Source organism: Herbaspirillum sp. GCM10030257 (assembly GCF_042666555.1).
Classification (GTDB): domain Bacteria; phylum Pseudomonadota; class Gammaproteobacteria; order Burkholderiales; family Burkholderiaceae_D; genus Noviherbaspirillum.
The window spans coordinates 193,601-218,653 of sequence record NZ_JBHTDH010000004.1; the positions used below are offsets into that span (position 1 = coordinate 193,601).

The 25,053-nt window shown below is 57.2% G+C and carries 25 protein-coding genes; 19 read left to right on the top strand and 6 right to left on the bottom strand.

The genetic code is table 11. The annotated features are described in order from the left end of the window. Window positions 1-123: 123 nt before the first annotated feature. On the top strand, window positions 124-1,005 hold the full coding sequence (locus tag ACFQUU_RS07825; RefSeq protein ID WP_382245134.1) for a helix-turn-helix domain-containing protein: 882 nt from the start codon (window positions 124-126) through the stop codon (window positions 1,003-1,005). Window positions 1,006-1,100: 95 nt separating this feature from the next. After that, window positions 1,101-1,670 carry a GTP cyclohydrolase I FolE gene (gene folE / locus ACFQUU_RS07830; protein ID WP_382245137.1) on the top strand — a complete coding sequence of 190 codons (570 nt, stop codon included), beginning with the start codon at window positions 1,101-1,103 and terminating at the stop codon, window positions 1,668-1,670. 114 nt (window positions 1,671-1,784) lie between these two features. Here folE and ACFQUU_RS07835 read toward each other — a convergent pair whose 3' ends face one another. Together ACFQUU_RS07835 and ACFQUU_RS07840 are read right to left on the bottom strand one after the other, a co-directional pair. After that, complete coding sequence (locus ACFQUU_RS07835) at window positions 1,785-3,089, bottom strand: NAD(P)/FAD-dependent oxidoreductase (protein WP_382245140.1); 1,305 nt, start codon at window positions 3,087-3,089, stop codon at window positions 1,785-1,787. Between the two features lie 83 nt (window positions 3,090-3,172). After that, complete coding sequence (locus ACFQUU_RS07840) at window positions 3,173-3,967, bottom strand: HAD hydrolase-like protein (protein WP_382245143.1); 795 nt, start codon at window positions 3,965-3,967, stop codon at window positions 3,173-3,175. A 128-nt stretch (window positions 3,968-4,095) separates the two neighbouring features. Here ACFQUU_RS07840 and ACFQUU_RS07845 point away from each other — a divergent pair, with 128 nt between their 5' ends. Then, complete coding sequence (locus ACFQUU_RS07845; RefSeq protein ID WP_382245146.1) at window positions 4,096-5,058, top strand: LysR family transcriptional regulator; 963 nt, start codon at window positions 4,096-4,098, stop codon at window positions 5,056-5,058. Window positions 5,059-5,120: 62 nt separating this feature from the next. Here the strand turns inward: ACFQUU_RS07845 and hpaI are convergent, their stop codons facing one another. The 4 genes from hpaI to xseA form a co-directional block, all read right to left on the bottom strand. Then, the gene (hpaI, locus tag ACFQUU_RS07850) at window positions 5,121-5,927 is read right to left on the bottom strand and encodes a 4-hydroxy-2-oxoheptanedioate aldolase (protein WP_382245149.1); all 807 of its coding nucleotides are present in this window, start codon (window positions 5,925-5,927) and stop codon (window positions 5,121-5,123) included. Window positions 5,928-6,054: 127 nt separating this feature from the next. Beyond that, window positions 6,055-6,294, bottom strand: coding sequence for a hypothetical protein (locus ACFQUU_RS07855; RefSeq protein ID WP_382245152.1), 240 nt, complete (start codon window positions 6,292-6,294; stop codon window positions 6,055-6,057). Between the two features lie 507 nt (window positions 6,295-6,801). Next, entirely contained in the window at window positions 6,802-7,380 is a 579-nt protein-coding gene (locus tag ACFQUU_RS07860) for a superoxide dismutase (RefSeq protein WP_382245155.1), read from the bottom strand. 165 nt (window positions 7,381-7,545) lie between these two features. Further along, complete coding sequence (gene xseA / locus ACFQUU_RS07865; protein ID WP_382245158.1) at window positions 7,546-8,907, bottom strand: exodeoxyribonuclease VII large subunit; 1,362 nt, start codon at window positions 8,905-8,907, stop codon at window positions 7,546-7,548. A gap of 312 nt (window positions 8,908-9,219) precedes the next feature. Between xseA and ACFQUU_RS07870 the strand changes: the two genes are divergently transcribed. From ACFQUU_RS07870 to ACFQUU_RS07945, 16 genes are all read left to right on the top strand, one after another. Further along, window positions 9,220-9,825, top strand: a complete 606-nt coding sequence (locus ACFQUU_RS07870; RefSeq protein WP_382245161.1) for a MotA/TolQ/ExbB proton channel family protein — start codon at window positions 9,220-9,222, stop codon at window positions 9,823-9,825. A gap of 9 nt (window positions 9,826-9,834) precedes the next feature. Beyond that, window positions 9,835-10,269: a biopolymer transporter ExbD gene (locus ACFQUU_RS07875; protein ID WP_057292931.1), complete on the top strand. Its 435-nt coding sequence runs from the start codon at window positions 9,835-9,837 to the stop codon at window positions 10,267-10,269. Next, window positions 10,266-11,282, top strand: a complete 1,017-nt coding sequence (gene lpxK / locus ACFQUU_RS07880) for a tetraacyldisaccharide 4'-kinase (RefSeq protein WP_382245165.1) — start codon at window positions 10,266-10,268, stop codon at window positions 11,280-11,282. The genes ACFQUU_RS07875 and lpxK overlap by 4 nt, the downstream gene beginning before the upstream one ends. After that, window positions 11,263-11,451, top strand: a complete 189-nt coding sequence (locus ACFQUU_RS07885; RefSeq protein ID WP_057292929.1) for a Trm112 family protein — start codon at window positions 11,263-11,265, stop codon at window positions 11,449-11,451. Before lpxK ends, ACFQUU_RS07885 begins: the two co-directional genes overlap by 20 nt. A gap of 110 nt (window positions 11,452-11,561) precedes the next feature. Then, on the top strand, window positions 11,562-12,320 hold the full coding sequence (gene kdsB / locus ACFQUU_RS07890; protein WP_382245168.1) for a 3-deoxy-manno-octulosonate cytidylyltransferase: 759 nt from the start codon (window positions 11,562-11,564) through the stop codon (window positions 12,318-12,320). A 138-nt stretch (window positions 12,321-12,458) separates the two neighbouring features. Continuing rightward, entirely contained in the window at window positions 12,459-13,115 is a 657-nt protein-coding gene (adk, locus tag ACFQUU_RS07895) for an adenylate kinase (protein ID WP_057292928.1), read from the top strand. Window positions 13,116-13,459: 344 nt separating this feature from the next. Then, the gene (locus tag ACFQUU_RS07900) at window positions 13,460-15,583 is read left to right on the top strand and encodes a sodium-translocating pyrophosphatase (protein ID WP_382245171.1); all 2,124 of its coding nucleotides are present in this window, start codon (window positions 13,460-13,462) and stop codon (window positions 15,581-15,583) included. Between the two features lie 218 nt (window positions 15,584-15,801). After that, window positions 15,802-16,560, top strand: coding sequence for a 3-hydroxyacyl-CoA dehydrogenase (locus ACFQUU_RS07905; protein WP_382245174.1), 759 nt, complete (start codon window positions 15,802-15,804; stop codon window positions 16,558-16,560). 173 nt (window positions 16,561-16,733) lie between these two features. Then, window positions 16,734-18,554 (top strand): gamma-glutamyltransferase, encoded by a 1,821-nt coding sequence (gene ggt, locus ACFQUU_RS07910; RefSeq protein ID WP_382245177.1) that lies wholly within the window; start codon window positions 16,734-16,736, stop codon window positions 18,552-18,554. A 121-nt stretch (window positions 18,555-18,675) separates the two neighbouring features. Then, window positions 18,676-19,899 (top strand): patatin-like phospholipase family protein, encoded by a 1,224-nt coding sequence (locus ACFQUU_RS07915; protein ID WP_382245180.1) that lies wholly within the window; start codon window positions 18,676-18,678, stop codon window positions 19,897-19,899. A gap of 333 nt (window positions 19,900-20,232) precedes the next feature. Beyond that, window positions 20,233-20,607, top strand: coding sequence for a ribonuclease domain-containing protein (locus ACFQUU_RS07920; protein WP_382245183.1), 375 nt, complete (start codon window positions 20,233-20,235; stop codon window positions 20,605-20,607). Window positions 20,608-20,618: 11 nt separating this feature from the next. Then, window positions 20,619-21,077 carry a barstar family protein gene (locus ACFQUU_RS07925; protein WP_382245186.1) on the top strand — a complete coding sequence of 153 codons (459 nt, stop codon included), beginning with the start codon at window positions 20,619-20,621 and terminating at the stop codon, window positions 21,075-21,077. Window positions 21,078-21,166: 89 nt separating this feature from the next. Beyond that, window positions 21,167-21,796: a phosphoribosylglycinamide formyltransferase gene (gene purN, locus ACFQUU_RS07930; RefSeq protein ID WP_382245189.1), complete on the top strand. Its 630-nt coding sequence runs from the start codon at window positions 21,167-21,169 to the stop codon at window positions 21,794-21,796. A 15-nt stretch (window positions 21,797-21,811) separates the two neighbouring features. Further along, window positions 21,812-23,074: an RsmB/NOP family class I SAM-dependent RNA methyltransferase gene (locus ACFQUU_RS07935; protein WP_382245192.1), complete on the top strand. Its 1,263-nt coding sequence runs from the start codon at window positions 21,812-21,814 to the stop codon at window positions 23,072-23,074. After that, window positions 23,074-23,655: a phospholipase D family protein gene (locus ACFQUU_RS07940; protein WP_382245194.1), complete on the top strand. Its 582-nt coding sequence runs from the start codon at window positions 23,074-23,076 to the stop codon at window positions 23,653-23,655. Before ACFQUU_RS07935 ends, ACFQUU_RS07940 begins: the two co-directional genes overlap by 1 nt. After that, window positions 23,652-24,989, top strand: a complete 1,338-nt coding sequence (locus tag ACFQUU_RS07945) for a mechanosensitive ion channel family protein (RefSeq protein ID WP_382245197.1) — start codon at window positions 23,652-23,654, stop codon at window positions 24,987-24,989. The genes ACFQUU_RS07940 and ACFQUU_RS07945 overlap by 4 nt, the downstream gene beginning before the upstream one ends. Window positions 24,990-25,053: the final 64 nt, after the last annotated feature.

Below are 25,053 nucleotides of genomic sequence, written 5' to 3' on the forward strand. Positions count from 1 at the left end.
GTGCTTGCACAGGGAATGGATTTTCCAAGGAAAAAATTGGACTTTTCGCATATTTATTGGGCCGACTTTGCTAAGATAAGGATTCGTTCATTCCTGAGCAACACTCCAACATTTCGACGATCCATGGCCAACGTAGGTACGATCCCTGTCTACAAGCTGTACGGTGAACACGCACCTTGGCCGACGCCGGAAATGGTGCATTGCGAGTCGATAGCGGCACGCAGCCGTTTGCACAATTGGCATATCAAGCCGCATCAGCACAATGGCCTGTTCCAGATCCTGTACCTTGACCAGGGCAGTGCGCGCATCCAGCTCGACGACACGCACCGATCCATGCACGCCGGGCAAGTACTGATGGTGCCGCAGGTCTGCATCCATGGCTTCGAGTTTTCCCGAAACACCGTCGGCCATGTGGTGACATTGGCCTATCCATTGATCAGCAAGCTGACGCGCCAGATGACCGACGGACTGGCTGCACTGACCGCGCCCAGCATGCATACGCTGGGCGACGACGAAGAGAGTGGGCATATACGCATGGCATTTTCAGCTCTTGATGCCGAATACCGTGGCGCGGCGCCACACCGCGACATCCTGATTGAAGCACTGCTGGGTGCTATCCTTGTCTGGTTGACCCGCCACGCAATGCAGGCGCTTCCGGCGCGCTCGAAAGAGGCGGTACGCGGCAGCCGCCACCTTGTCCGCTTTTCTGAATTGCTCGAAGACAATTACACCCAGCATTTTCCGGTTGCCTATTACGCAAAACAGCTTGGCATTACCGCTGCACACCTGAACCTGCTTTGTCGCCAGACCATCCAAAAGTCAGCACTGGAAATGATTCATGAGCGTGTCTTGCTGGAAGCCAAGCGCAACCTTGTGTATACCTCGATGACAATCAGCGAAGTGTCCTACGCCATCGGTTTCTCCGACCCCGCCTATTTCACGCGTTTCTTCAAGCGAGGCACAGGTCAGTCGCCAAAGGACTTCCGACGTCATGCCGGCACCTGAAAAGTGAAAAAAAGACATCTTTTTTGGTGACCCGTGGCAAGCAGCGCCGGCGCACGTTAGATACAATGCGTCCTTCACGATCAAGGAGTCCGAAAATGGATGAAAACGACTTTTCCGAAAAAGACTGGCGCCGCCTGTTGCGCCACATCGGCGAAGACCCGGCGCGCCAAGGCTTGCTGGAAACGCCCAAGCGCGTCGACAAGGCATGGCAGCATTGGACATCCGGTTACAAGCAGGACCCGGCAGAAATCCTGAAGGTATTTGAAGATGGCGCCGAGAAATACAATGAATTGATCGTGGTACGCGGGATTCCTGTCTATAGCCATTGCGAGCATCACTTGGCGCCGTTCTTCGGGACCGCTACCGTGGGATATACCCCCAATGGCAGGATTGTCGGCCTGTCCAAGCTGACCCGTCTTGTCGAGTGTTTCTCGAAGCGACTCCAGGTACAGGAACGCTTGACCATCCAGGTCGCGGATGCGCTGATGGAACATGTCCAGCCACTGTCAGTCGGCGTTGTGGTGCGTTGCCGTCACATGTGCATGGAGAGTCGCGGCATCCAGACGCCGGGCGAAGAAACCGTCACCTCCGCATTGCTCGGTGAAATGCGTACCAATCTCGGCCTGCGTACCGAGTTTCTTTCGCTGGCGCGTGAAAAGGATTAAGGTCAGCGATGCGGGACGGCGGTATTTCCGCGGCAGTCCCTTGACTCTTCACAGCGGCCGCAGGCGTTGATGTCTGCAGGCCTGCTGAAAGATGATCTTTTGATCAACTCATCTCTAATGCAGCTTTACCGACGGCGATACCTTGCTGCGTAGCCAGTGCGCCACTGTTTGTGCAGCCATGCGAATGAAGCCGTGCAGGGCCATCACATGCTTCTGGTACATCAGCGCATACAACACCCGTGCGATCACACCGCCTACGAGCATCTCGCGTCCCGGAGCAGCCCCCAGCAGACTGCCCACTGCGGCGAAAGGACCAAGGGAAACCAGTGAGCCATAGTCGCGATACTGAAAGGCGGGACTCTTGATGCCGGGTTCTTTCGCCAGCACCTCGGCGAGATACATTGCCTGTTGATGGGCGACCTGGGCGCGCGGTGGAACGGCTGCGCCTTTCTCCGGGCAGACATAATTCGAACAATCCCCGATCGCATACACACTGGCGTCGTCCGGCGTTTGCAAAGCGGCGTTGACGATGATCTGCCTGATACGATTCATCGGCAGTCCCAGCGTCGCACAGACCGCAGGACCCTCTACACCCGCGGCCCATAGAGTGATGTCTGCTGCATGCCTTATTCCGTTGGTATCCAGCACCGCATCCGCATCGACGCGCGCCACGGTGGTCGATGTGCATACTTCCACGCCGAGCGAGCGCAGATAACGTGCAGCACGCTTGGACAAGCGTGGATTCAGATGCGGCAACAAGAGTTCGCCGCGCTCGACGACGCTGACCCGCACATCGTGATCGGGATCGAGCGTATGCACGTTGTACTTCGCCAGCGTGCGTACCGTATGACTTAGTTCCGCGGCCAGCTCCACACCGGTGGCGCCGCCTCCGACGATCACGATATTGACAATCGTGCCTTCGCTCGCGCCTGCCAGGCGGCGACTACTCGCCTGCATGCAGTTGGCAAGAAAACGCTTGCGGAAAAGCTCGGCCTGCCAGACGCTGTCGAGCGTCATTGAGTGTTCGGCTGCACCGGGGATGTTGAAGAAGTTAGTGACGGCGCCGAATGCAAGCACCAGTTTGTCGTAGTGCAGGCTTCGCGCCGGCAAGATTTCCTGTCCGTCGTCGCTGCGGAAAGGGCCAATGCTGACGGTACGGTGGGTGCGGTCCACGCTCAGCACTTCGCCGCAGACAAACTGGAAGCCATGCTCTGCTGCTTGTGCCGAATAGGCGACTTCGTGCATTAGCGGGTCGCGCTTGCCTGACGCGACTGTGTGCAGCAGCGGCTTCCAGAAATGGGTGGGTGAGCGGTCGATGAGAATGATGCGAGCGCGTCCGTTCCTGCCGAGACTGTCGCCCAACCGCGTTGCGAGCTCAAGCCCGCCGGCTCCTCCTCCTGCAATGACTATGGTATGCATCTCGTACCTCCAGACAGATTAACAATTCGTGATGAGACAGCTTGCGCACGTCGCTTTGCCGATCAGGCATCAGGTATTAGGTTTCAGGCATTAGAGCGAATCGGCAAGGTCGGACGCAGGACCGGGAGTCCGTCTAGCTGGTTTTTCTTCAGCACGCGCAGCGAATCGAATGTGACGAAATGCTTGCTGCGTTCACGCGGTGTTTGCTTCCGGCCGATCAGGTCACGCAGTTCCTGTAATTGCGGGCACCATAGGTCGGCGCCGGCAATGCGTGCCACGTCTTTCGCATACGGTGTCGCGGCAATGGTCCAGATACCGGCTGCTTGCGCGGCATGCAGGGCAGGTGCCGTTGTATCGATGGCGGCGCTGTGAGATCCGTCGACGCCGACTGTACGCATCGCCAGATGGTGCGGTCCATTCCCGGCAGCGTCGTTGAATACCGCACCACTGACCACGGCCGCAAACATATCGGTGACCGTATTCCCAAAGCTCTGTTCCAGCAATACGGTCGTGGTGCGCGCCGGCATGTCGGTTACGACTGCAAGCTTGCAACCGCTTGCATGAGCTTCGCTGGCGAGACTCACACAAGCTTGATGCGGCTTCGCCATGCCTGCCAGCACGTATTGGTGAAGCAAACGATTTTTCTCGCACACAAGCTCATCAAACTGTCGGTTTGTTAGTGACGGAACGATGCCTCCAATGATCGCGGAGATGGCATTGAACGCACCGTGGGCACGCGCCGCTTCACGATACTGGGCGGTAGTCCAGCGAAACGCGATACCGCAATGCGCAAAGGCGTCGTTGCATGCATTAACCTGTGCCTCGTCTGTGTCGAACATGACGCCGTCAAGGCCGAATATAAGCAAATCAATTCCCATAAGATATCGCGGTTAGGTTGCGCCAATGAAGGCGGGAGTGCGTTATGTGCGTCTGTTGGCTGTTAATATATGCGCAGGCAATTGAAAAGAAAAATTAATTTTTCTGTAAATTTGATAAGGCATAGCTTATGAATCATGCGAGCTTTAAACAGCTTGAGGCGCTACTGCTCGTTTCACGACATGAAAGCGTATCCCGCGCGGCTGATGCGCTGCATGTGACGCAGCCCGCTGTTTCGCTCCAGCTGCGCATGCTGGAAGAAGCGGCCGGCACGCCGCTGACCCGAAAATCGGGTCGCGGTATTCAGCTGACTGCTGCCGGTGAAGTGATGGTTGATTTTGCTGACCGGATACTTCGGCTGTGGGAAGAGGCGACTGATGAAGTCGCTGCACTGAAGGGCGTGATCAGCGGTACCTTGCGCATTGGTGCTGTGACCACGGCGGAATATCTATTGCCGCCGATGCTGGTGCAGTTCACCACCGAGCGTCCCGATGTGCGTATCAAGCTTCAGGTCGGCAGCCGTCCCGAAATCATCAGCCTGCTGAGCCGGCATGAAATCGATCTTGCCATTATGGGTACACCGCCGCGCGAACTTCGGACTAATGCAGCGGTGTTTGCAAAGCACCCGATGGCCTTCATCGCCAGTCCTGATCATCCATTGATGAAGCTTAAGCGCGTCTCTCTGGCGCATATCATGGAAGCTAACCTGCTGGTGCGCGAACGCGGGTCGGGCACACGCACGGCGGTGGAGCGCTTGTTCAAGGAGGCATCCTATCCACTGCGCATCGGTTCCGAGATGTCGAGCAATGAAGCGATCAAGCGTATGGTGGTCGCAGGACTCGGGGTGGCTTTCCTGTCGGTGCATGCCTGCACGCTGGAATTCGAGGCGGGTCTCGCATGCATGCTGCCCATGACCGAGAGTCCAGTGGAGGCTGACTGGTATGTGATGCATCTGACTGACAAGCCGATTCCGACGGTGGCAGCAGCGTTTCAGGATTTTGTCATTGAAAACGGTCAGGCCGTGGTGCGCCAACAGCTTGAAGCGTTTCATCGAGATGCGACGCGGCGCAATCGAACGCGCAAGGCACGCTGAGCCGCAACCGATCATAATCAATCACAATTGATCGCCATGAACGGCAATGAAAGAAGCTTGATTCAATATACCGAATTGCCGGTCGAGGTGGTAGCCGTGGCGGTTTCCTTGTAGCGGGCGGCCAGCGCGCTGCTGGCGCGCGAGAGCAGGGTCGCATCAGCACCGACCGCGACGAAAGCACAACCCAGTTCAAGATATTTACGGGCGAGCGTTTCATCCGATGCAAGGATGCCTGCCGCCTTGCCTGAATTGATGATGAGCTTGATCGCGTCATCAATGGCGCGCAAGACTTCGGGATGATGCGGGTTGCTGCGATGGCCCATGGATGCGGAGAGATCAGCCGGACCAATGAATACCCCATCGACACCATCGACCGCCGCAATCGCGGCCAAGTTGTTCAGACCGGTTACCGACTCGACTTGCACCAGCAGGCAGATTTCCGCATTGGCCTGATCGACATAATCCGGTATGCGGCTCCAGCGGGATGCACGTGCCAGCGCGCTGCCAACGCCACGTACGCCTTCCGGCGGATAGCGTGTCGCGCGAACCAGCGCGGCGGCCTGCTCCGCAGTATCCACCATAGGAACCAGCAGGCTTTGTACGCCCAGATCGAGCAACTGCTTAATCATCACCGTATCGCCGATCGGCGGACGGACCACCGGATGCGAAGACGAAGCAGCTACCGCCTGCAATTGTGCCAGTACGCTACGCACATCGTTGGGCGCATGCTCTCCGTCGAGCAGCAGCCAATCAAACCCCGCGCCCGCACAGATTTCCGCACAGTATGGATCGGCAAGGGCAAGCCACAGGCCTATCTGGGCCTGCCGCTGTTGTAAAGCCTTCTTGAATGCGTTGACGGGATTTTGCATGTGAGAGCCTGTCTGTACTGTCTGTCTGTAACGATAGAGAACTGTGTAAGTGCATTGAAACTTTTACACCCTTATGCCGGCAGCGCCGGCAATGGGCTTGCCAGCGCTCTGCGGGAAACGTCGTGACTTACTTGCTTTCCGGTGCAGACATGGCGGTAACCGGACCGATTGTCGTTGGAAACTCCGGTGGGGCAGGATCGGGAATGATTTCCGGACCCTGCGGTCCAGTAGGTCCTGTCGGATCCTGTGGCGGCACAATTTCGGGTTGCGGCCAGGTGGACGGTGCGATCTCAGGTGCCGGATTCGGCGTTACCGGGACTTCAGGCGGGGAATGAGCAGGGTTATCCCCCGGTTCTTGCGTAGCCATGGCACTAACTCCTTATTAAAAGTGAATCAAAGGACGCGGACCGGTCGCCAGTTGCATCACCATCACAAAGTTCTGCCTGAGCTCGTCCACTACCGGCATATACGGCACCGGTGCAAGTTCCATTCCATTATGGCCATGACGCCACCAGCCGCTAGTGTGCTTCCAACATTATCGTCAGCGAATTGGCGGCTTTGGCGCCGACAACAGGTAGCCTTCGATTGAAGGTCGCCAGTAGCTGCGGCTGGCAAGCTTGCTTTACGTCAAACGTCAATAAATTGCGTTTATGCCATAAAGCCCCAAACGATGAACGACAAATTTTCTACGCGGATTTGTAGAGTATCCACCACTCTATGAGTACTGTCAGATCGATGGCCGGGTCAATGGAATGGGACACGAAATAAAATGCCGCCCGACTTTCGCGGGGCGGCATGGATAGGGATGGCGCGCTGTCGTTCCTCAGGGCACCGGCCCGTGTCTATTACCTTGGCAATAGGCAATCAGGATTTGTCAGGCAAAGTTCTTTCCAACGAAGTCCCAGTTCACGAGGTTCCAGAATGCCTCGACAAACTTCGGACGGGCATTGCGGTAGTCGATATAGTAAGCGTGCTCCCAGACGTCGCAGGTCATCAGCGGCTTGTCTGCTGTGGTCAGCGGTGTGCCGGCATTGGATGTGTTGACGATGTCGACCGAACCGTCAGCCTTCTTGACCAGCCATGTCCAGCCTGAACCGAAGTTGGTCACGCAGGATTTGGTGAATTCTTCCTTGAACTTGTCGAACGAACCCCACTTGGCGTTGATCGCGTCCGACACGGCACCGGTCGGTGCACCGCCACCGTTCGGCTTCATGCAGTTCCAGAAGAAAGTGTGATTCCAGACCTGAGCGGAATTATTGAACACGCCGCCCGACGACTTCTTGATGATGTCTTCGAGGGAGGCGTTTTCAAACTCGGTGCCTTTGATCAGGTTGTTCAGGTTGGTCACATAGGCCTGGTGGTGCTTGCCGTAGTGGTACTCCAGCGTTTCCTTGGAGATGTGCGGCTGCAGTGCGTCCATCGCGTAAGGCAAAGGTGGCAGGGTATGTTCCATTTGGCTTCCTTTCTGTTTTCGGGCGGTTGATGTTGTTTTTGAAAGAGCTCAATTGTATGTCGGATGCGGCAAGCCTGCATATGTGCGCGTATTGATACATCCCCAATAGGTTTGCATCAACTTTTGCCGCGGATTTGCGGTAGATGGGCCGATCAATTCGCTTATTTACTCCAGCGTCGGTTGGACGCTGGCAATGCCGATTTCGGCTGCGCCGTCGGCGAGTCTTACCGTCACGACGTCACGCGGACGAAGATCTTTCGGCGTACGCACGATCCGTCCCTTGCCATCCAACACCATCGCATAGCCGCGCTCGAGCGTGCGTTGTGGATTGAGCAGTTCAAGCTGGGCGCTGAGAGCGGCCAATGCCTGTCGCCTCTGCATTGTCAATGTGGTCATCCGCGTCGCCAGCCGTCGTGCGTCATCCGTCAACTTTGCGCGAACCGGCCCGGTACGCGGCAGTTGTGCGTTCAATCTGGTTTGCAACTGGCTGACAGCGAATCGTGCCTGCCGCAAGGGAGTGCGCGTGGCATGGGCAAGCCGGGTCTGCAATCCCTGCAGTTTCAGTCGCTCATGGGTGATGTGCGCAGACGGGCTCACGAGCCGATGCGACAGCCAGTCGAGCGTCTGGGAACTATCCGAGAGGAGACGGCGCAGGGCGCGCGTCAGGTCGTCGGCATGGGATTCCAGCATGGCCAGCCAGTCCGCGCGCGGTGCGGCCGCCATTTCGGCGGCTGCGGTCGGGGTGGGCGCACGCAAGTCGGCAGCGAAATCGGCAATCGTGAAATCGGTTTCGTGGCCGACGCCGGAAATGACCGGCATTGCGCAATCCACGATGGCCCGAGCGACCACTTCTTCATTGAAGGACCACAGGTCTTCGATACTGCCCCCGCCCCGACACACCAGCAGGGTATCGACTTCAGCACGTGCTGAGGCGGTGGCGATCGCCTGGGCAATCTTGTCGGCTGCGCCTTCGCCCTGGACCGGGGTCGGGTAAAGGATCACCCGGACATGTGGTGCCCGGCGCCGCAGCGTCGTCAGGATGTCCCGCAACGCCGCCGCCTGTGGACTGGTTACGATGCCGATGGCGCGCGCAAACAGGGCGAGCGGACGCTTGCGTGCCGGATCGAACAAACCTTCAGCATTCAGCTTGTCCTTGAGGCGCAGAAACGCTTCGTACAGGTTGCCGACGCCGGCGCGACGGATCGCTTCGACATTGAGCTGGTAATCGCCGCGGGGTGCATACAGTGTGACGAGGGCGCGGACTTCGACCTTGTCGCCCTCGCGCGGCATGAAACCGGCATACTGCGCACGTCCACGGAACATCACCGCCCGTACCTGGGCGCCTTCGTCCTTGAGGGTGAAGTACCAGTGGCCGGAGGCTGCCCGCGTGAAATTGGAGATCTCTCCGGAGACCCAGGCCAGTGGAAAACTGCGCTCCAGCATCCGTGCAACGGCCTGGTTCAATGCCGATACCGTGAGCACGGACGGCGCCGCGCTTGTATCTTCGTTTAAAGAGTCAATGTTCATGCGGCTCTCCAGACGAAAACCTGTCCACAGGCGCACCAAACCGTCATCTTGCTGTCACAGTTGGTTACAATCAACTTTCGTCATCCTTAAGTCTTTGATTTGTAAGGAATGCTTAATTCATGGAAATTTCTACAAAGAAAGAAAAAAGTCTTAAAAATCAACCACTTTTGCGAAATTCCACAGACTTACTCACAAAGTTATCCACACCTTCGGTCGAACGACAGGACGGCTTTACCACGGCCTTGCCCTTGCCCGCGAAGGCTCAACACGATACATTCTGCATCCGACTGAATTGAACACCAGGAGTCTGTTTTGCTCGCCATTATTCAAGCTGCCGGCTGGCCCATCTGGCCGCTGCTAATTGCCTCCGTTATCGGACTGGCATTGATCATCGAGCGGGTATTGTACCTGCGCCGCAGCCGCATCATTCCCGCCAATCTCCTCGGCGACGTCATCCGTGTTTATCACAATGGCAAGATAGGTCCGGAAGTCATCGCGAACCTTGAACAGAATTCGCCGCTGGGCCGCGTGCTGGCTGCCGGACTACGCAACGTCGACGCGCCGCGCGACGTGATGAAAGAAACCATAGAAGAAGCGGGACGCGGCACGGCCCACGAGCTGGAACGCTTTCTCACCACGCTCGGCACCATCGCTACGCTGGCACCGCTGATGGGCCTGTTCGGCACGGTGGTGGGCATGATCGAAATCTTTGCGTCGCAGAATGCGGCTGGCGCCAATCCTGCGCAACTTGCGCATGGTATTTCGGTGGCCCTGTACAACACTGGTTTCGGTCTGGCCATCGCCATGCCGACACTCGTGTTTTATCGTCATTTCCGTGCGCTGGTCGACAGCTTTATCGTCGACATGGAACAGCAGGCCGTCAAATTTGTCGACATCGTCCACGGCAATCGCAAATAAGGCTGCGCCATGAATTTTCGTAAAGGCAAGGGCAGGGAAGAACCGGACATCAACCTGATTCCCTTCATCGACGTACTGCTGGTCATCCTGATTTTCCTGATGGTGACTACCACCTACAGCAAATTCACCGCGCTGCAAATCACGCTGCCGACCGCAGACGCCGAAAAGGCCATGGAACAGCCGCAGGAGATCAACGTCGGCGTTGACGCGCAAGGACATTATGCAGTCGACAATACCAAGGTGGCCGCACGCGATGCAGCAGCTCTCGCGGAAGAGCTGAAGAATGCATCTAATGCACATGGCCAGTCCAAAAAAGATCCCGTGATCATCATCAACGCCGATGCGACTGCGGCGCACCAGTCTGTGATCAACGTGCTGGAAGCGGCACGTATCGCCGGCTTCGACAGAGTTACTTTCGCCGCCCAGACCAGCGGCAGGAAATGAGCTCGGCTGCCGAATCACTCCTGACACGCACCTGGCGCCGGCGCGGTTTGCTTGCTTGGCTGCTGCTGCCAGTCTCCCTGCTGTTTCGTGTGCTTGTCTCGGTGCGCCGGCGCCTATACCGGGCCGGGTGGTTGCGCAGTACCCGGCTGCCGGTGCCCGTGATCGTGGTCGGCAATGTATTTGTCGGCGGTACCGGGAAAACGCCATTCACGATCTGGCTGATTGAACAATTGCGCACAGCGGGGTTCACGCCCGGCGTGATTTCTCGCGGCTATGGCGCCAGCACGGAAAGTCCGGTCGAAGTGACCGCAAGGACCACCCCTGTCCAGGTCGGCGACGAGCCAACGCTGATCGCCCTACGCACAGGCTGCCCGCTCATGGTCGGGCGCAACAGGGTCGCTGCCGCGCAGGCTTTGCTTGCTGTCCATCCGTCCGTCGATGTCATCGTTTCCGACGACGGCTTGCAGCATTACGCGTTGCAGCGTGATATTGAAATCGTACTGTGCGATGAACGCGGGGACGGCAACGGCTGGATGCTTCCCGCCGGACCCTTGCGTGAACCGGCCAGCCGGACGCGTGACTTCACGGTCGTCAATGCACCACATTTGCCTCCCCGGGTGATCGAGCCGGCATTCCGGATGCAACTCTCCGGCGACTCCGCAGTGCGCTTGTCCGATCCATCGCATTCCGTGCCGCTGTCGAATATCCGCGCACCACGGATCCTTGCTGCAGCCGGTATTGGCAATCCGGAACGTTTCTTCTCCATGCTGAAAAAGACCGGTCTTGCCATACAGACGTTGCCCTTGCCGGATCACTATGATTATGCGGACAATCCTTTTGCGAAGGCTCCCGCCGATATCATCCTGGTCACGGAGAAGGATGCAGTAAAATGTACCCAAATTGATACGATAAAGAGTGACCCACGCCTGTGGGTCGTACCTGTGGCAGCGCGCGTCGACGGTGCGCTCGCCAAACGAATAGTGGAGAAATGTCGTGGACGCCCGACTGCTTGATATCCTGGTTTGCCCGCTCTGCAAGGGGCCTCTCGAGTACGACAAGACTGCGCAGGAATTGATCTGCAACCCCGACAAACTGGCGTATCCGATCCGGGATGGCATACCGATCATGTGGGCGGATGAAGCCCGTGATCTCAATGCGCCCCGCACGCCGGCGGCGAGCTAACGCTACGGCAGGTCAATCAATCCGGCGCTGCAGCCGCATATTGGACGGAATGCGCCGGTGCACGGTGCTCCGCCAACGATCCGTTTGGTTTGTCTACCGGAAATGCCCCCATGTCCTTTACCGTCATTATTCCTGCGCGCCTAGCTTCCACGCGCCTGCCCAATAAACCGCTTGCCGACATCGGCGGCAAACCGATGGTCGTGCGCGTCGCAGAACGCGCAGCGCAATCCGGTGCCGCGCGTATCGCCGTTGCCACTGACCATCAGGACATCGTTGCGGCTTGCCGGGCACACGGTATTGAAGTTCATCTGACCCGCCCTGACCATCCATCCGGAACCGACCGTATTGCAGAAGTCGCAGCCACCATGGGTCTTGGCGACGATGCTGTTATCGTCAACGTCCAGGGCGATGAACCGCTGATTTCTCCGGCACTGATCGCGGCCACCGGTGAGCTGATCAAGAGCGATGTGCCGATGGCGACTGCGGCCCATGCAATTGATGACCCTGCCGACATCTTCAATCCTAATGTCGTCAAGGTCGTGCTCGACAAGTCGGGTAGGGCGCTCTATTTTTCGCGCGCAACCATTCCTTGGCACCGCGATGGCTTCGCGCAGTCCAGGGAAATCGTCCCACCGGGTTACCAGCCGCTGCGCCATATCGGCCTGTATGCGTTCCGCAATGCCTTCCTGCAGGCCTATCCTCGGCTGGCGATATCGCCGCTGGAACAGATCGAAGCACTCGAACAATTGCGGGTTCTGTGGCACGGCTATTCGATCGCGGTCCACGTGACCGAAGGCGCACCTGCAGCAGGTGTGGATACCCCGGAAGATCTCGCCAGAGTACAGGCTTATTTTGGTCAAGGAAAATAGAAGAATTCCGGGCAAGCCTGCCGGTTAAACAAGATTCTGTGGTAAGTTTCATGAAAAGTTGGCGTGATACAAACATGCTGTTTCATACGAAACGTATCTCGCACTGCACCAAATTTAAAACCAGTCTAGGAAAATGTCATGCGTCTCATCCTGTTAGGACCGCCCGGTGCCGGTAAGGGCACCCAGGCGAATTTCATCAAGGAAAAGTTCAACATCCCGCAGATCTCGACCGGCGATATGTTGCGCGCCGCCGTCAAGGCCGGTACGCCGCTCGGTATCGAAGCGAAGAAAGTCATGGATGCCGGTGGTCTGGTTTCGGACGACATCATCATCGGCCTCGTGAAGGATCGCCTGAAGCAGGCAGACTGCGCTAATGGTTATCTGTTCGACGGTTTTCCGCGCACCATCCCGCAAGCGGACGCGATGAAGGAGGCCGGTGTGGCCATCGACTTCGTGCTTGAAATCGATGTGCCTGATGCGGCTATCATCGAACGCATGAGCGGCCGCCGTGTTCACCAGTCGTCCGGCCGTACTTACCATGTCACCTTCAATCCCCCAAAAGTGGCCGGCAAGGACGACATCACCGGTGAGGACCTGATCCAGCGCGATGACGACAAGGAAGAGACCGTGCAAAAGCGCCTTTCCGTTTATCACGAGCAGACTGAAGTTCTTGTCGACTACTACAACAAATGGGCAAAGTCTGGCCAGCCGGGCGCACCAAAGTATCGGAAAATTGAAGGAGTCGGACCGGTTGAAACCATCCGGGACAGAGCCTTCGCAGCATTGGCTGAGTAAGAATCAAAAAGCGGACAATTGTCCGCTTTTTTGTTTTCGGCATGCTGAACCTAATCGGAGCAATCGAGCCCAAAATGGAACGGCCATGCATGGCCCGCTAGAGATGGGTGCAGCGAGGAATTGAAACACGATTGTCGGGCAGCGAACAGTGGGCAATGAATATTGAATAGTGAGCAGGTTTTGCTGCCGATGCGATGAGCTTCAAAAGGTTGCGTAAAAGTTTGCAGTGCGTAGTACCCGAAGGATAAGACAACGGCTATTGAAGTAGCCGTCATCGAATGTCGTACTCCTCCGGAACGTCGTCGTTGTTTTAACTTTGTCGTGAACAATATGGAGGAGTCGATATGGCAACAGGATTGTGGTTTGCCGTAGCATGCGGTGTGCTTGCCGTCATCTACGGACTGATGTCCCGGAGCTGGATCCTGAAACAGGATGCCGGCAATGCCCGCATGCAGGAAATTGCGCTCGCTATTCAGCAGGGTGCGGCCGCTTATCTCGGACGACAGTACCGTACCATCGCTATCGTCGGCGTTGTCCTGTTTATCCTTATAGCCATCCTTCCCGGCCTTGGCCTCAAAACCGCAGCCGGATTCCTGATCGGCGCCGTCCTCTCGGGGGCCTGCGGTTTCATCGGCATGAACGTGTCGGTACGTGCGAACGTCCGCACCGCACAGGCCGCCACCAAAGGCATGAATGAAGCGCTGGACGTTGCCTTCCGTGGCGGTGCGATCACGGGCATGCTGGTGGCCGGTTTGGGCTTGCTAGGCGTGGTGCTGTTCTACTGGTATCTCACCAGTTCGGGGGCAAATGCGAGCTCCGTTCATGATGTGCTCAAGCCGCTGATCGGTCTTGGCTTCGGCGCCTCCCTGATCTCGATATTTGCACGTCTAGGCGGCGGCATCTTTACCAAGGGTGCGGACGTCGGCGCCGACCTGGTCGGCAAGGTCGAAGCCGGCATCCCGGAAGACGATCCGCGTAATCCGGCGGTCATCGCCGATAACGTCGGAGACAATGTCGGCGACTGCGCGGGCATGGCGGCCGACCTGTTTGAAACGTATGTCGTCACGCTGATCGCCACCATGCTGCTCGGTGCGCTGGTGATCAAGGGCGCCGAAATGCAGGCGGTGCTGTATCCATTGCTCCTGGCTGCGGTGTCGATCCCGGCGTCCATCATCGGCTGCTGGATGGTCAAGGCCAAGCCTGGCAAGAAAATCATGTCTGCGCTATATACCGGATTATGGTGGGCCGCCGGCCTGTCGCTGATCGGCTTTGCCGTCGTCACCTGGATGGTTCTCCCCGAATCGATGCGTGTTCCCATGATGGGTTCGGCGGTGGTTGGCATTGTCCTGACCGGACTTATGGTTTATATCACCGAGTACTACACCGGAACCGATTTCAAACCGGTCCGACACATCGCCGAAGCATCCACCACCGGCCACGGCACCAATATCATTGCCGGCCTTGGCGTATCTATGAAATCGACTGCATATCCGGTGCTGTCTGTCTGCGTGGCGATCCTCGTCGCATACTGGCTCGGAGGACTCTACGGCGTCGCGATCGCCGCAACTGCCATGCTGTCGATGGCCGGCATTATCGTTGCCCTCGATGCCTATGGTCCGATTACCGATAACGCCGGCGGAATTGCCGAAATGTCCGAACTGCCGGATTCCGTGCGGGCGATCACTGATCCGCTCGATGCGGTGGGCAATACCACCAAGGCAGTCACCAAAGGGTATGCCATCGGTTCCGCCGGTCTTGCCGCACTGGTACTGTTTGCCGACTATACTCACGCGCTTGACTCGGTTGGCAAGAGTACGTCCTTCGACCTGTCCAACCCGATGGTCATCGTTGGACTCTTCATCGGTGGTCTGATTCCTTACCTGTTTGGTGCAATGGCCATGGAGGCCGTGGGACGTGCCGCAGGCGCCGTCGTTATCGAAGTGCGGCGCCAGTTCCGCGACATCAAGGGCATCATGGATGGTTCGGGCAAGCCGGAATATGACAAGGCAGTGGATATGCTGACCGCGTCGGCCATCAAGGAAATGATCATCCCATCGCTGCTCCCCGTCGTGGTTCCGGTTCTTGTCGGCATGTTGCTCGGACCGGCTGCTCTTGGCGGACTGCTGATGGGTACCATCATTACCGGTCTCTTCGTTGCGATCTCGATGACCACTGGCGGCGGTGCCTGGGATAACGCCAAGAAGTACATTGAAGACGGCCATCATGGCGGCAAGGGGTCAGAAGCGCACAAGGCGGCGGTAACTGGTGATACCGTGGGTGACCCGTACAAGGACACAGCGGGGCCTGCTGTCAATCCACTGATCAAGATCATCAATATCGTTGCACTACTGCTGGTGCCCTTGCTTCCCGCAACTGCGCCGCAGGCAGGCGGTGCGCACGGCCCTGCTTCGATCACGGCGCCGGCAGGCACGCCGCCGACAACGGACTCGGCAGCGCCGAAGCAGTAAAACAACGCAATAGATAAGGGTACATAGGGAGTTTTCAGGACTCACTAAATAGTGAAGCAGGCAAAAAGGCGGCCGCGGTCGTCTTTTTGCTTTTTCGGCAAAAAGTTCGCTACAATCGCACGACTTACGTTTACGTAAACGTCATCCATATCCAGTCCGACAGGTCTGTGCATTGGACGTAGACCTCAATCACCTTTCCGTTTAGAAAAGAGGAGAACATGCAGATTCAGAACAGCGTATTCATTATTACCGGCGGCGCATCCGGTCTCGGCGCGGCAACGGCCCGCATGATCGTCGATAACGGCGGCAAGGTGGTGCTGGCCGACGTTCAGGTAGATGCCGGCGAAAAGTTGACGGCGGAACTGGGCGGGCGTTTCGTCAAGTGCGATGTCACCTCCGAAGCCGACGGCAAGGCGGTCGTTGATGCTGCCACCGGCATGGGCACCTTACGCGGCCTGATCAATTGCGCCGGCGTCGCGCCCGCAGTCAAGACTGTCGGAAAAGACGGTCCGCATCCGCTGGAGGTATTCCAGCGCGTGGTCAGCATCAATCTGGTTGGGACCTTCAACATGGCGCGTCTCGCCGCGGATGCCATGTCCAAAACCGAGGGCAACGAATACGGTGAACGTGGCGTCATCATTAATACCGCATCGGTCGCCGCCTACGATGGCCAGATCGGACAAGCGGCCTACGGCGCGTCGAAAGCCGGTGTGGTAGGCCTGACACTGCCGATGGCGCGCGATCTGTCGCGTAACGGCATTCGGGTCATGACCATTGCTCCAGGTATCTTCGAGACGCCGATGCTGCTCGGCATGCCCCAGGAGGTGCAGGACGCACTCGGTCGCATGGTCCCGTTCCCACCGCGGCTCGGCAAGCCCGCCGAATACGCGCATCTTGCTCGCTCGATTATTGAGAATCCGATGCTGAACGGCGAAACCATTCGTCTGGATGGCGCTATCCGTATGCAGCCCAAGTAATTGTTTCCCATGAAAAGGGCAAGCGATGCCTCGGTATCGCTTGCCCTTTTGCATGGCAGCATTGCTTTCCGTACGGTGAGCGACCTCAAGTATCCGGCATTTAGCGATGGCAAGCGCATGACAGCCACGCACAGTCAAATTAGACTAGCCACTCCTTTCCCCTGGAGTCGGCCATGATCAAGACAAAAATTTCCCTGCTCGTCACGGCATCCCTCCTGCTCGTTGCTTGTGCCAGCAATCAGACCGCACAACGAGCCGCCCCGGTAGCTCCAACCGTTGCAACTAGCCCGGTTCCCGGCATGCAGGCCCCGGAAAGCGCTTCCGGCTTTACCGATAAGCCGGGTTGGGCCGCCAAAAAATTCATGGTCGCTGCTGCCAATCCTTTGGCAACCGAGGCTGGTTACCGGGTATTGCGTGCCGGCGGTTCCGCAGTCGATGCCGCGATTGCCGTGCAGATGGTGCTGGGATTGGTGGAGCCGCAGTCGTCCGGCATTGCCGGCGGTGCCTTCATGATGCATTTCGATGGCAATACCGTGAAGGCCTTCGACGGACGGGAAACCGCGCCCGCCGCTGCAACCGAACGATTGTTCCAGACCGCCGAAGGCAAGGCCATGAGTTTCCATGAAGGCGTCGTCGGCGGACGTTCGGTCGGCGCGCCTGGTGTGCTGCGCATGCTTGAACTGGCGCACAAGCAGTACGGCATCTTGCCCTGGGCATCGCTGTTCGCGCCTGCAATATCACTGGCGGAGCGAGGCTTCGCTGTCAGTCCGCGCTTGAACGCCATGCTGAAAACTGAACAATTCCTGAAAAAGGATACGGTCGCGGCTGCCTATTTTTACGATAAGGATGGCAACCCTCGGCCAGTGGGCCATGTGTTGAAAAACCCTGAGCTGGCGCAGGTTCTGCGCGATATCGCCAAAGGCGGTGCCGATGCGTTTTACAAAGGCCAGATTGCGCGCGATATCGAAACCAAGGTAAAGAGCCATCCTACCAATCCAGGCTTGCTGACCGCAGCCGATATTGCTGGCTACCAGGCCAAGATGCGCGAGCCGATCTGTACCGACTACAAAACCTGGACCGTATGCGGCATGCCGCCGCCTTCTTCAGGCGGTATCGCCATCGCGCAAATGCTCGGCATGCTGGAGGCAAAGAATATGCGCGCACTCGCACCCGTGAATGGTGCGCTCAGCGCCGATGCAATTCATTTGTTTGCCGAAGCGGGCCGTCTCGCCTATGCCGATCGTGGCCGCTACGTCGCCGATACCGATTTCGTGCCCTTGCCCGGCAATACCCCGAAGGCGCTGCTGGATAAAGGCTACCTGGCTGAGCGTGCAGCACTGATTACGGACAAGTCAATGGGCGTGGCTAAATTTGGCGTGCCACCGGCTACCGCGCTCGCACTTGGCATCGACAATTCTCCGGAGTTGCCGTCCACCTCGCACATTTCCATCGTCGATGCCAAGGGCAATGCCATTTCGATGACCACCACGATCGAGGACGCCTTTGGTTCCAGGCAGATGGTGCGCGGCTTCCTGCTCAATAACCAGCTTACCGATTTTTCTTTCGATCCGGTGGATGCCAATGGCCCGGTTGCCAACCGGGTGCAGTCCGGCAAGCGCCCGCGCAGTTCCATGGCTCCGACCTTCGTGTTTGAACGGGGCACGAAAAAGCTGGTGCTTTCAACAGGCTCCCCGGGCGGATCTGCAATCATCAATTATGTCGGCAAGGTCCTTGTCGGAACGCTCGACTGGGGACTCAATGTGCAGCAGGCGATCAGCCTGCCCAATTTTGGCAGCCGCAACGGGCCGACCGAACTGGAGCAGGGCAGGGTAAGCGATGCATTGGTCGAACAGCTCAAGGCCAAAGGGCACAATGTTCGTGTCATGGAACAGACCTCGGGATTGCAGGGCATCATGCGCATGAATATCCATGGCGAAGAGATGTGGTTCGGTGGCGCCGACCCACGCCGTGAAGGTATCGTCAAGGGTGACTAATGTCTTTCTGACATGGAAGGACAGCGCAGTGAACCGGCGTCGACATGACGCCGCGTTGTTTTCAGGTTGGTCCCGGCGTCTCTGTTTCCCAAAGGGCATTGTCGCCTGCTAATCTCTTGTCATGAGTGAGAGCAAAAAAACTGGCCTCGTCCTGACTGGCGGAGGCGCACGGGCAGCCTACCAGGTTGGTGTACTGGATGGCGTCTCGTCCATCCTGCGCGACGCAGGATGGGAGACGTCGCGCAATCCCTATGACATTATCTGCGGCACATCGGCTGGTGCGATCAACGCCACCGCGCTGGCTTGTCATGCCGATAACTTCGAAGAAGGCCTGCACAAGGTCCTGCAGGTGTGGGAGCACTTCGCCGCGGAGCAGGTGTACCGTGCCGATTCGCTCGGCGTCTTGCGATCGGGCGCCAGATGGCTGTCGCTGATGTCCTTCGGCTGGCTTTTGCGTAAATGGAAAGCCAGTCCGCCAAATGCGCTGCTTGACAACACGCCATTGGTGACGCTGCTGAACCGCATGCTCAACTTCCCACGGCTGGATGCGGCGCTGATGGATGGGAAGCTGCATGCGCTGGCCGTTACTGCATCGTCTTATACGGCAGGTCGCCACATTACCTTCTTTCAAAGCGAAGCCGAGATCGAGCCTTGGGTGCGCTCACAGCGGATGGCGTTACGTAGCCAGATCGGAGTGGAGCATTTGCTGGCTTCATCGGCGATTCCCCTGATTTTTCCGGCGACACCTCTTTACTGCGAAGGTCGACGAGAATTCTTCGGCGACGGCTCGATGCGCCAGCTCGCGCCTATTTCGCCGGCGATCCATCTGGGAGCCGACAAGGTACTGGTCATCGGCGCGGGACGGCTCAATGAACGCGCCCAGGAGAATCCCGGTCCGCCGCAATATCCCAGTCTTGCACAGATCGCCGGCCACGCCCTGTCCAGCATCTTCCTCGACAGTCTTGCCGTGGACATTGAGCGCATGACGCGCGTGAATCTTACCCTTTCGATGCTGACCGAAGAGCAGAGGGCGCGGACACCACTGCGCCCCATCCAGATGCTGATCATTGCTCCGTCGGAGCGCCTTGACGAAATTGCCAGCCGACGAGTTGGCAGCCTGCCGCGTCCGATACGGATGCTGTTGGGAGGAATCGGCGCAACCGAGGCGCGCGGTGCGGCGCTGGCGTCTTATCTGTTGTTTGAATCCAGTTATACCGGCGAGCTGATCCGGCTAGGTCGGAAAGATGCGCTTGCCCGTCGTGACGACGTTCTTGCCTTCTTTGGTATGGCTAAGCAGGAGCAGCAAAAAAACGAAGAGAAAGCATGGTGTACTGGGAGTACCTGACACTCGCAACACGTTGATCAAAACCGCCGGAGGCCGGCCTATGACCAGCCATCGCCTTGCTAGCGATGGGGTTTTCAATGCTTTTTTCGCAAGGAACGAAACTTTCTCGTAACAAGGGCAAACTTCAAACTCGTATCACAGGCGTAAAACCTTTCGTCTTAGATTACGACGCCCAAATTGGGATGCTTCTCACGATATTCGTTGCTAAAGTTTCATCCAGGAAAATCACATACCACATTTAGGGTATTCAGGGTTGATTCGCATTTAACAAGCAGTTACCCTACGGTATCCGATACCGGAATTGTCAAACCTTCACAAAATGGAAAGTACCTCATGAACCGGCAGTTGATGAGCAGATGGTTGCTGTTTCTCGCAACGCTGTTCTTTTCCCTTCACCTATTTGCCAAGGGACCGGCTCCGATCGGCATTATTCCTGTTGAGGGTTTACCCAGGGAAGGGCGTCAGACACTGGAACTCATCAAGCGCGGCGGACCCTTCCCCTACCCGAACGACGGCCGCGTTTTCAGGAATTTTGAAGGAGTTTTACCCAAGCAGAAGCGCGGTTATTATCACGAATTCACGGTAAAGACCCCTGGCGCGCGCAACCGCGGCGCAAGGCGCATTGTCAGTGGCGGAGATCCGCAATCGTCGGGCGAGTACTACTATACCGATGACCATTACGAAACCTTCCGGCGTATCAAAGAGTAAGAAGCAAGAATATGCTATTCGAGCCATCGCACAGAGAATCCATGAACCTCATTCCCCGTACCGAGGAAGACATGAGCCTGTTTAAAACCGTGCCACCCAATTTGGTGCAGTCCATCCGCGCATTCCGGGTGACGGAATTGCAGGAAGAGGCCGCGCGTCTTGGTCAGCATTTTCTTTATGCTTATTGCGCTGATGCAACGACAAAACAGCAAGTATTGGCGTGCATTGCCCAAGCCTTTCATTTCCCGAAACACTTCGGCAAGAATTTCGACGCGCTCAGCGATTGTCTGACCGATCTACCCTACAAGGCCGGGCCGCAACCGGGTTTTCTGGTCGTGATTGAACAACTCCCTAACACGCCGAAATTTGACAAGGAAGCGCGCGAAACGCTGCTCGATGTATTTCGGGACGCAGCCGACTTCTGGGCAGAAAAGAAAGTTGCCTTTCGTGTCTTTTATTCTTTCCAGTAGCTGGAGTTTGGTTTTTAATCATTGGAGAGCCGGCCGCAGGTCGGCTTTTTTATTTCATTCAGGTGGGGCAGGTAGGCCGGTACGGTAAAATGCGCGCCATGAAAAATATCGTTATCCTGATTTCCGGACGCGGCAGCAACATGCAAGCCATTGTTCGCGCGGCCAAAGCGGAAGGCTGGCCATGCCGCATCGCGGCAGTCATCAGTAACCGCGCCGACGCCGAAGGCCTTGCATTCGCGGCACAGCAAGGCATCGCTACCGAAGTTGTCGTCAGCAAGGATTTTCCGTCGCGTGAAGCCTTCGATGCCCGGTTGCAGGCTACGATCGACCGCTTTGCGCCGGACCTCGTTGTGCTGGCCGGTTTCATGCGCATCCTGACTCCCGGCTTCGTCGAGCATTACGCTGGGCGCATGTTGAATATCCATCCGTCGCTGCTGCCCAGCTTTCCGGGACTGGCGACCCATCGACAGGCACTCGCGGCCGGCGTCAAGGTGCACGGCGTGACCGTGCATTTCGTCACTGCGGAACTTGATCACGGCCCTATCATCGCACAGGCAACGGTGCCGGTACTTTCCGGCGATACTGAAGACACACTGGCGGATCGCGTGCTGGTCGAAGAGCATGTGCTTTATCCAAAGGCCGTGCGCTGGTACGTCGAAGGCCGGCTGTCGATTGACAACGGCGTGGTCCATATTGCAGATGCGGCACAACCCGCATAAAGAGAAAGAAATTCCATGAGATTGCACCCAGCGGTCGTAGGCGCCGCCGAAGAGGTTTTGCGCGAAGTATTGCGTTTCACCGGCCCTGCCGACGTCATCATTTCCCGTTATTTCCGCGAACATCCCAAACTCGGCTCGCGTGAACGCAACGCTATAGCCGAAGGCGTCTATGCGGTATTGCGCAACAAGCTTGCGTATGCGAGTTTTGCCGAATCCGGCCATGGCCCGGCGATGCGCCGCTTGACCTTGCTTGGTTTGGCGGACGCAGTCGGCGTCGACAACCTGGGCAGCCTGTCCGCGGAAGAAACCGAATGGCTGCAACGAATTGCACAAATCGACCGCAACAGCCTGCCGGTGACGCTGCGTGCCAACTTGCCGCAATGGCTGTTCGACAAACTGGTCGAGCGCGACGGCGAAGCAGCAACGCTCGAACTGGCTGAAGCGCTCAACCGTCCTGCGCCACTCGACCTTCGCGTCAATGCGCTCAAGTGGAAACGCGAAGACGTCATCGCCGAACTGTCCAAGGCGCCGATCCTGTGCGAGCCCACACCGTATGCGCCGCTCGGCATTCGTGTCATGAAAAAGCCGGCATTGCAAAATCTTCCGCTATTCAAGGAAGGCGCAATCGAAGTGCAGGACGAGGGCAGCCAGTTGCTCGCTCAGATCTTGGGGGCGAAGCGGGGCGAAATGGTGGTGGATTTCTGCGCCGGCGCGGGCGGCAAGACGCTCGCCCTGGGCGCAGCGATGCGTAATACCGGTCGTCTGTATGCATTCGACGTGTCGGAAAAGCGCCTCAGCAAGCTCAAGCCGCGACTCGCTCGCAGCGGCCTGTCGAATGTGCATCCGGTGGTGATTGCCCATGAAAACGATGCCAAGGTCAAACGCCTGGTATCGAAGATTGATCGTGTCCTGGTCGACGCGCCCTGCAGCGGTTTGGGTACATTACGCCGCAATCCGGATATGAAATGGCGCCAGACGCCGGAATCGATTGTCGAACTCAATGCGAAGCAGGTGTCCATTCTCGCCAGTGCCGCGCGGCTGCTCAAACCCGGAGGACGGTTGGTCTATGCGACCTGCAGCCTGCTGGATGAAGAAAATGAAGCGGTCGCCCAGCAATTCCTGGCTACCCATGAAGGATTTGAATTGGTGCCGATGAAAGATATCCTGGAAGAGCAAAAAGTGGCGCTGGAGATGCAGGATTATCTCAAGCTTTCTCCGCACATTCATCATACTGATGGCTTCTTTGCCGCTGTCTTCCAACGGAAAAAAGTCGCCTGATGCAAAACCGCCTGATGCGCTGCGCCATCGGATGGGTACTTGCCCTGAATGCCCTTCATCTGGACGCAGCGGCCGCTGCAACGGCTACTGAGGCGCCGCCACCCATTGCAGCGCATGGAACCCTGCAACCGCTTTTCGCACCCTGGGACAACATTGAGGCGGCGATCATCGAGGTGATCGCCAGCGCTCGCCAACAGGTTCTCGTCCAGGCCTACCTGTTGACCAGCAAGAAAATCGCCACTACGCTTCTCGCAGCTCATCGACGCGGCGTTGAGGTGAAGGTGCTGGTCGATGCTGATCAGCTGGAACGAGTCGATTCCTCAGTAGCACCTAAACTGGCCGCTGGCGGTATTCCCGTCTGGCTTGAGACCAAATACCAGAATGCGCACAATAAGGTCATGGTGATCGATGCTGCCAGCCCGAAGGCAGTAGTTATCACCGGCAGTTTCAACTTCACTTGGACAGCTCAACATAAGAATGCGGAAAACCTGCTGATTGTGCGGAATAATCCGGCACTAGCCGAGCGCTACGCCAGCAACTGGGAGCGCCATAAAAACGAGGCAATACCTTATAAGAAATGAAACAAAACTTGCTTTCCAGCCTGTTGTCGGATCTCTGGGCCGACCTTCATGATCCCAACCTGCTCTGGCAAGTCATCGCACTTATCGGAAGTCTGGCGCTTGGGTGGATGCTTGCCCGGGTACTGCGAGGACGTCTGACGGCGCATGATGTGCAGTTGCGTGTCATGCGGCTGGGCGCGGAAAGCTTTTCCCGCGTGCTCGCACCGCTGCTTGCGTTAGCATTCATCGCAGTGTCCAAGTTGGTGCTGGAACAGTCGATACATGTCAATTTATTGCGCCTCGCAATCCCGCTGGTAGGCTCCTTTGCGCTAATTCGCCTCGCTTTCTACGTCTTGCGTCGTGTGTTTGCCCGCAGTGGCGATGCCGGAGCGCTGCTTTCATTGTTTGAAAAAGTATTCGCCGCCGTCGTGTGGAGTGGGGTCGCACTCTATGTTACGGGGCTCTGGCCGGAACTGATCGCTTACCTCGAACAGACGATGATCCCGGTCGGGCGACACAAGGCATCGCTGCTGGTAGTAACACAGGCCGCGGCATCGGTAGTGGTTACCCTGATGTTCGCGCTGTGGGCAGGCGCAGCGCTCGAAGAACGGCTGATGCGAATGGATAGCGTGCATTCCTCCTTGCGTGCCGTAATGGCGCGCATGGGACGCGCCGTATTGATCCTGCTTGCCGTTTTGATCAGTCTTTCATTGGTCGGTATCGATTTGACGGTGCTGTCAGTTTTTGGTGGCGCATTGGGTGTCGGCCTCGGCCTGGGTCTCCAAAAGATTGTTAGCAGTTATGTTTCCGGCTTTGTGATCTTGATCGAACGCAGCCTCGCCATCGGTGACATTGTCAATGTTGACAAGTATTTCGGACAGGTAACGCAAATAAATACCCGCTACACGGTGGTAAGGAGTTTTGATGGTATTGAAACTGTCGTCCCGAACGACATGTTGTTGTCCAGTCCGGTTCAAAATTATTCGTTGACCGACCGTAGCCTGCGTCTTGCTACACGTATAGGGGTTCCTTATAAAACGGACATCGATATGGTGCTGAAACTGCTTGAGGACGCGGCAATCGGTATTCCGCGAATTCTGAAAGAACCGGCACCACAAGGCTTGCTGAGTCGTTTTGATGTCGACCGAATCGAACTCGAGCTGGGTTTCTGGATTGCGGATCCCGAGAACGGACGTGCAAATGTACTGTCTGATCTGAACCGGGCCATCTGGAAAAGTTTTCAAAAGCATCACATCGAAGTGCCTTCTCCGCAGCATGAAGTGCGTATCCTTGATCTGCCTCCTGGAATTGAACCCAGGATTTCCCCCAAAATGCCCGTCACCGAGGCGCCATAACAGCGTACAATCTGCTGCGAAATGCGGATAGGATCTTGTTTTCCAAGTAAAAACCTCGGTAAAT

Excerpts from the sequence above, each read along its gene's own strand:
- ACFQUU_RS07935 (WP_382245192.1), top strand. The coding sequence starts at position 21,812 with ATGAGATTGCACCCAGCGGTCGTAGGCGCCGCCGAAGAGGTTTTGCGC.
- ggt (WP_382245177.1), top strand. The coding sequence starts at position 16,734 with ATGATCAAGACAAAAATTTCCCTGCTCGTCACGGCATCCCTCCTGCTC.
- ACFQUU_RS07875 (WP_057292931.1), top strand. The coding sequence starts at position 9,835 with ATGAATTTTCGTAAAGGCAAGGGCAGGGAAGAACCGGACATCAACCTG.
- ACFQUU_RS07860 (WP_382245155.1), bottom strand. The coding sequence starts at position 7,380 with ATGGAACATACCCTGCCACCTTTGCCTTACGCGATGGACGCACTGCAG.
- purN (WP_382245189.1), top strand. The coding sequence starts at position 21,167 with ATGCGCGCCATGAAAAATATCGTTATCCTGATTTCCGGACGCGGCAGC.
- ACFQUU_RS07920 (WP_382245183.1), top strand. The coding sequence starts at position 20,233 with ATGAACCGGCAGTTGATGAGCAGATGGTTGCTGTTTCTCGCAACGCTG.
- kdsB (WP_382245168.1), top strand. The coding sequence starts at position 11,562 with ATGTCCTTTACCGTCATTATTCCTGCGCGCCTAGCTTCCACGCGCCTG.
- ACFQUU_RS07855 (WP_382245152.1), bottom strand. The coding sequence starts at position 6,294 with ATGGCTACGCAAGAACCGGGGGATAACCCTGCTCATTCCCCGCCTGAA.
- adk (WP_057292928.1), top strand. The coding sequence starts at position 12,459 with ATGCGTCTCATCCTGTTAGGACCGCCCGGTGCCGGTAAGGGCACCCAG.
- lpxK (WP_382245165.1), top strand. The coding sequence starts at position 10,266 with ATGAGCTCGGCTGCCGAATCACTCCTGACACGCACCTGGCGCCGGCGC.
- ACFQUU_RS07945 (WP_382245197.1), top strand. The coding sequence starts at position 23,652 with ATGAAACAAAACTTGCTTTCCAGCCTGTTGTCGGATCTCTGGGCCGAC.
- ACFQUU_RS07825 (WP_382245134.1), top strand. The coding sequence starts at position 124 with ATGGCCAACGTAGGTACGATCCCTGTCTACAAGCTGTACGGTGAACAC.
- xseA (WP_382245158.1), bottom strand. The coding sequence starts at position 8,907 with ATGAACATTGACTCTTTAAACGAAGATACAAGCGCGGCGCCGTCCGTG.
- ACFQUU_RS07925 (WP_382245186.1), top strand. The coding sequence starts at position 20,619 with ATGCTATTCGAGCCATCGCACAGAGAATCCATGAACCTCATTCCCCGT.
- ACFQUU_RS07940 (WP_382245194.1), top strand. The coding sequence starts at position 23,074 with ATGCAAAACCGCCTGATGCGCTGCGCCATCGGATGGGTACTTGCCCTG.
- ACFQUU_RS07845 (WP_382245146.1), top strand. The coding sequence starts at position 4,096 with ATGAATCATGCGAGCTTTAAACAGCTTGAGGCGCTACTGCTCGTTTCA.
- folE (WP_382245137.1), top strand. The coding sequence starts at position 1,101 with ATGGATGAAAACGACTTTTCCGAAAAAGACTGGCGCCGCCTGTTGCGC.
- ACFQUU_RS07840 (WP_382245143.1), bottom strand. The coding sequence starts at position 3,967 with ATGGGAATTGATTTGCTTATATTCGGCCTTGACGGCGTCATGTTCGAC.
- ACFQUU_RS07915 (WP_382245180.1), top strand. The coding sequence starts at position 18,676 with ATGAGTGAGAGCAAAAAAACTGGCCTCGTCCTGACTGGCGGAGGCGCA.
- hpaI (WP_382245149.1), bottom strand. The coding sequence starts at position 5,927 with ATGCAAAATCCCGTCAACGCATTCAAGAAGGCTTTACAACAGCGGCAG.
- ACFQUU_RS07900 (WP_382245171.1), top strand. The coding sequence starts at position 13,460 with ATGGCAACAGGATTGTGGTTTGCCGTAGCATGCGGTGTGCTTGCCGTC.
- ACFQUU_RS07905 (WP_382245174.1), top strand. The coding sequence starts at position 15,802 with ATGCAGATTCAGAACAGCGTATTCATTATTACCGGCGGCGCATCCGGT.
- ACFQUU_RS07835 (WP_382245140.1), bottom strand. The coding sequence starts at position 3,089 with ATGCATACCATAGTCATTGCAGGAGGAGGAGCCGGCGGGCTTGAGCTC.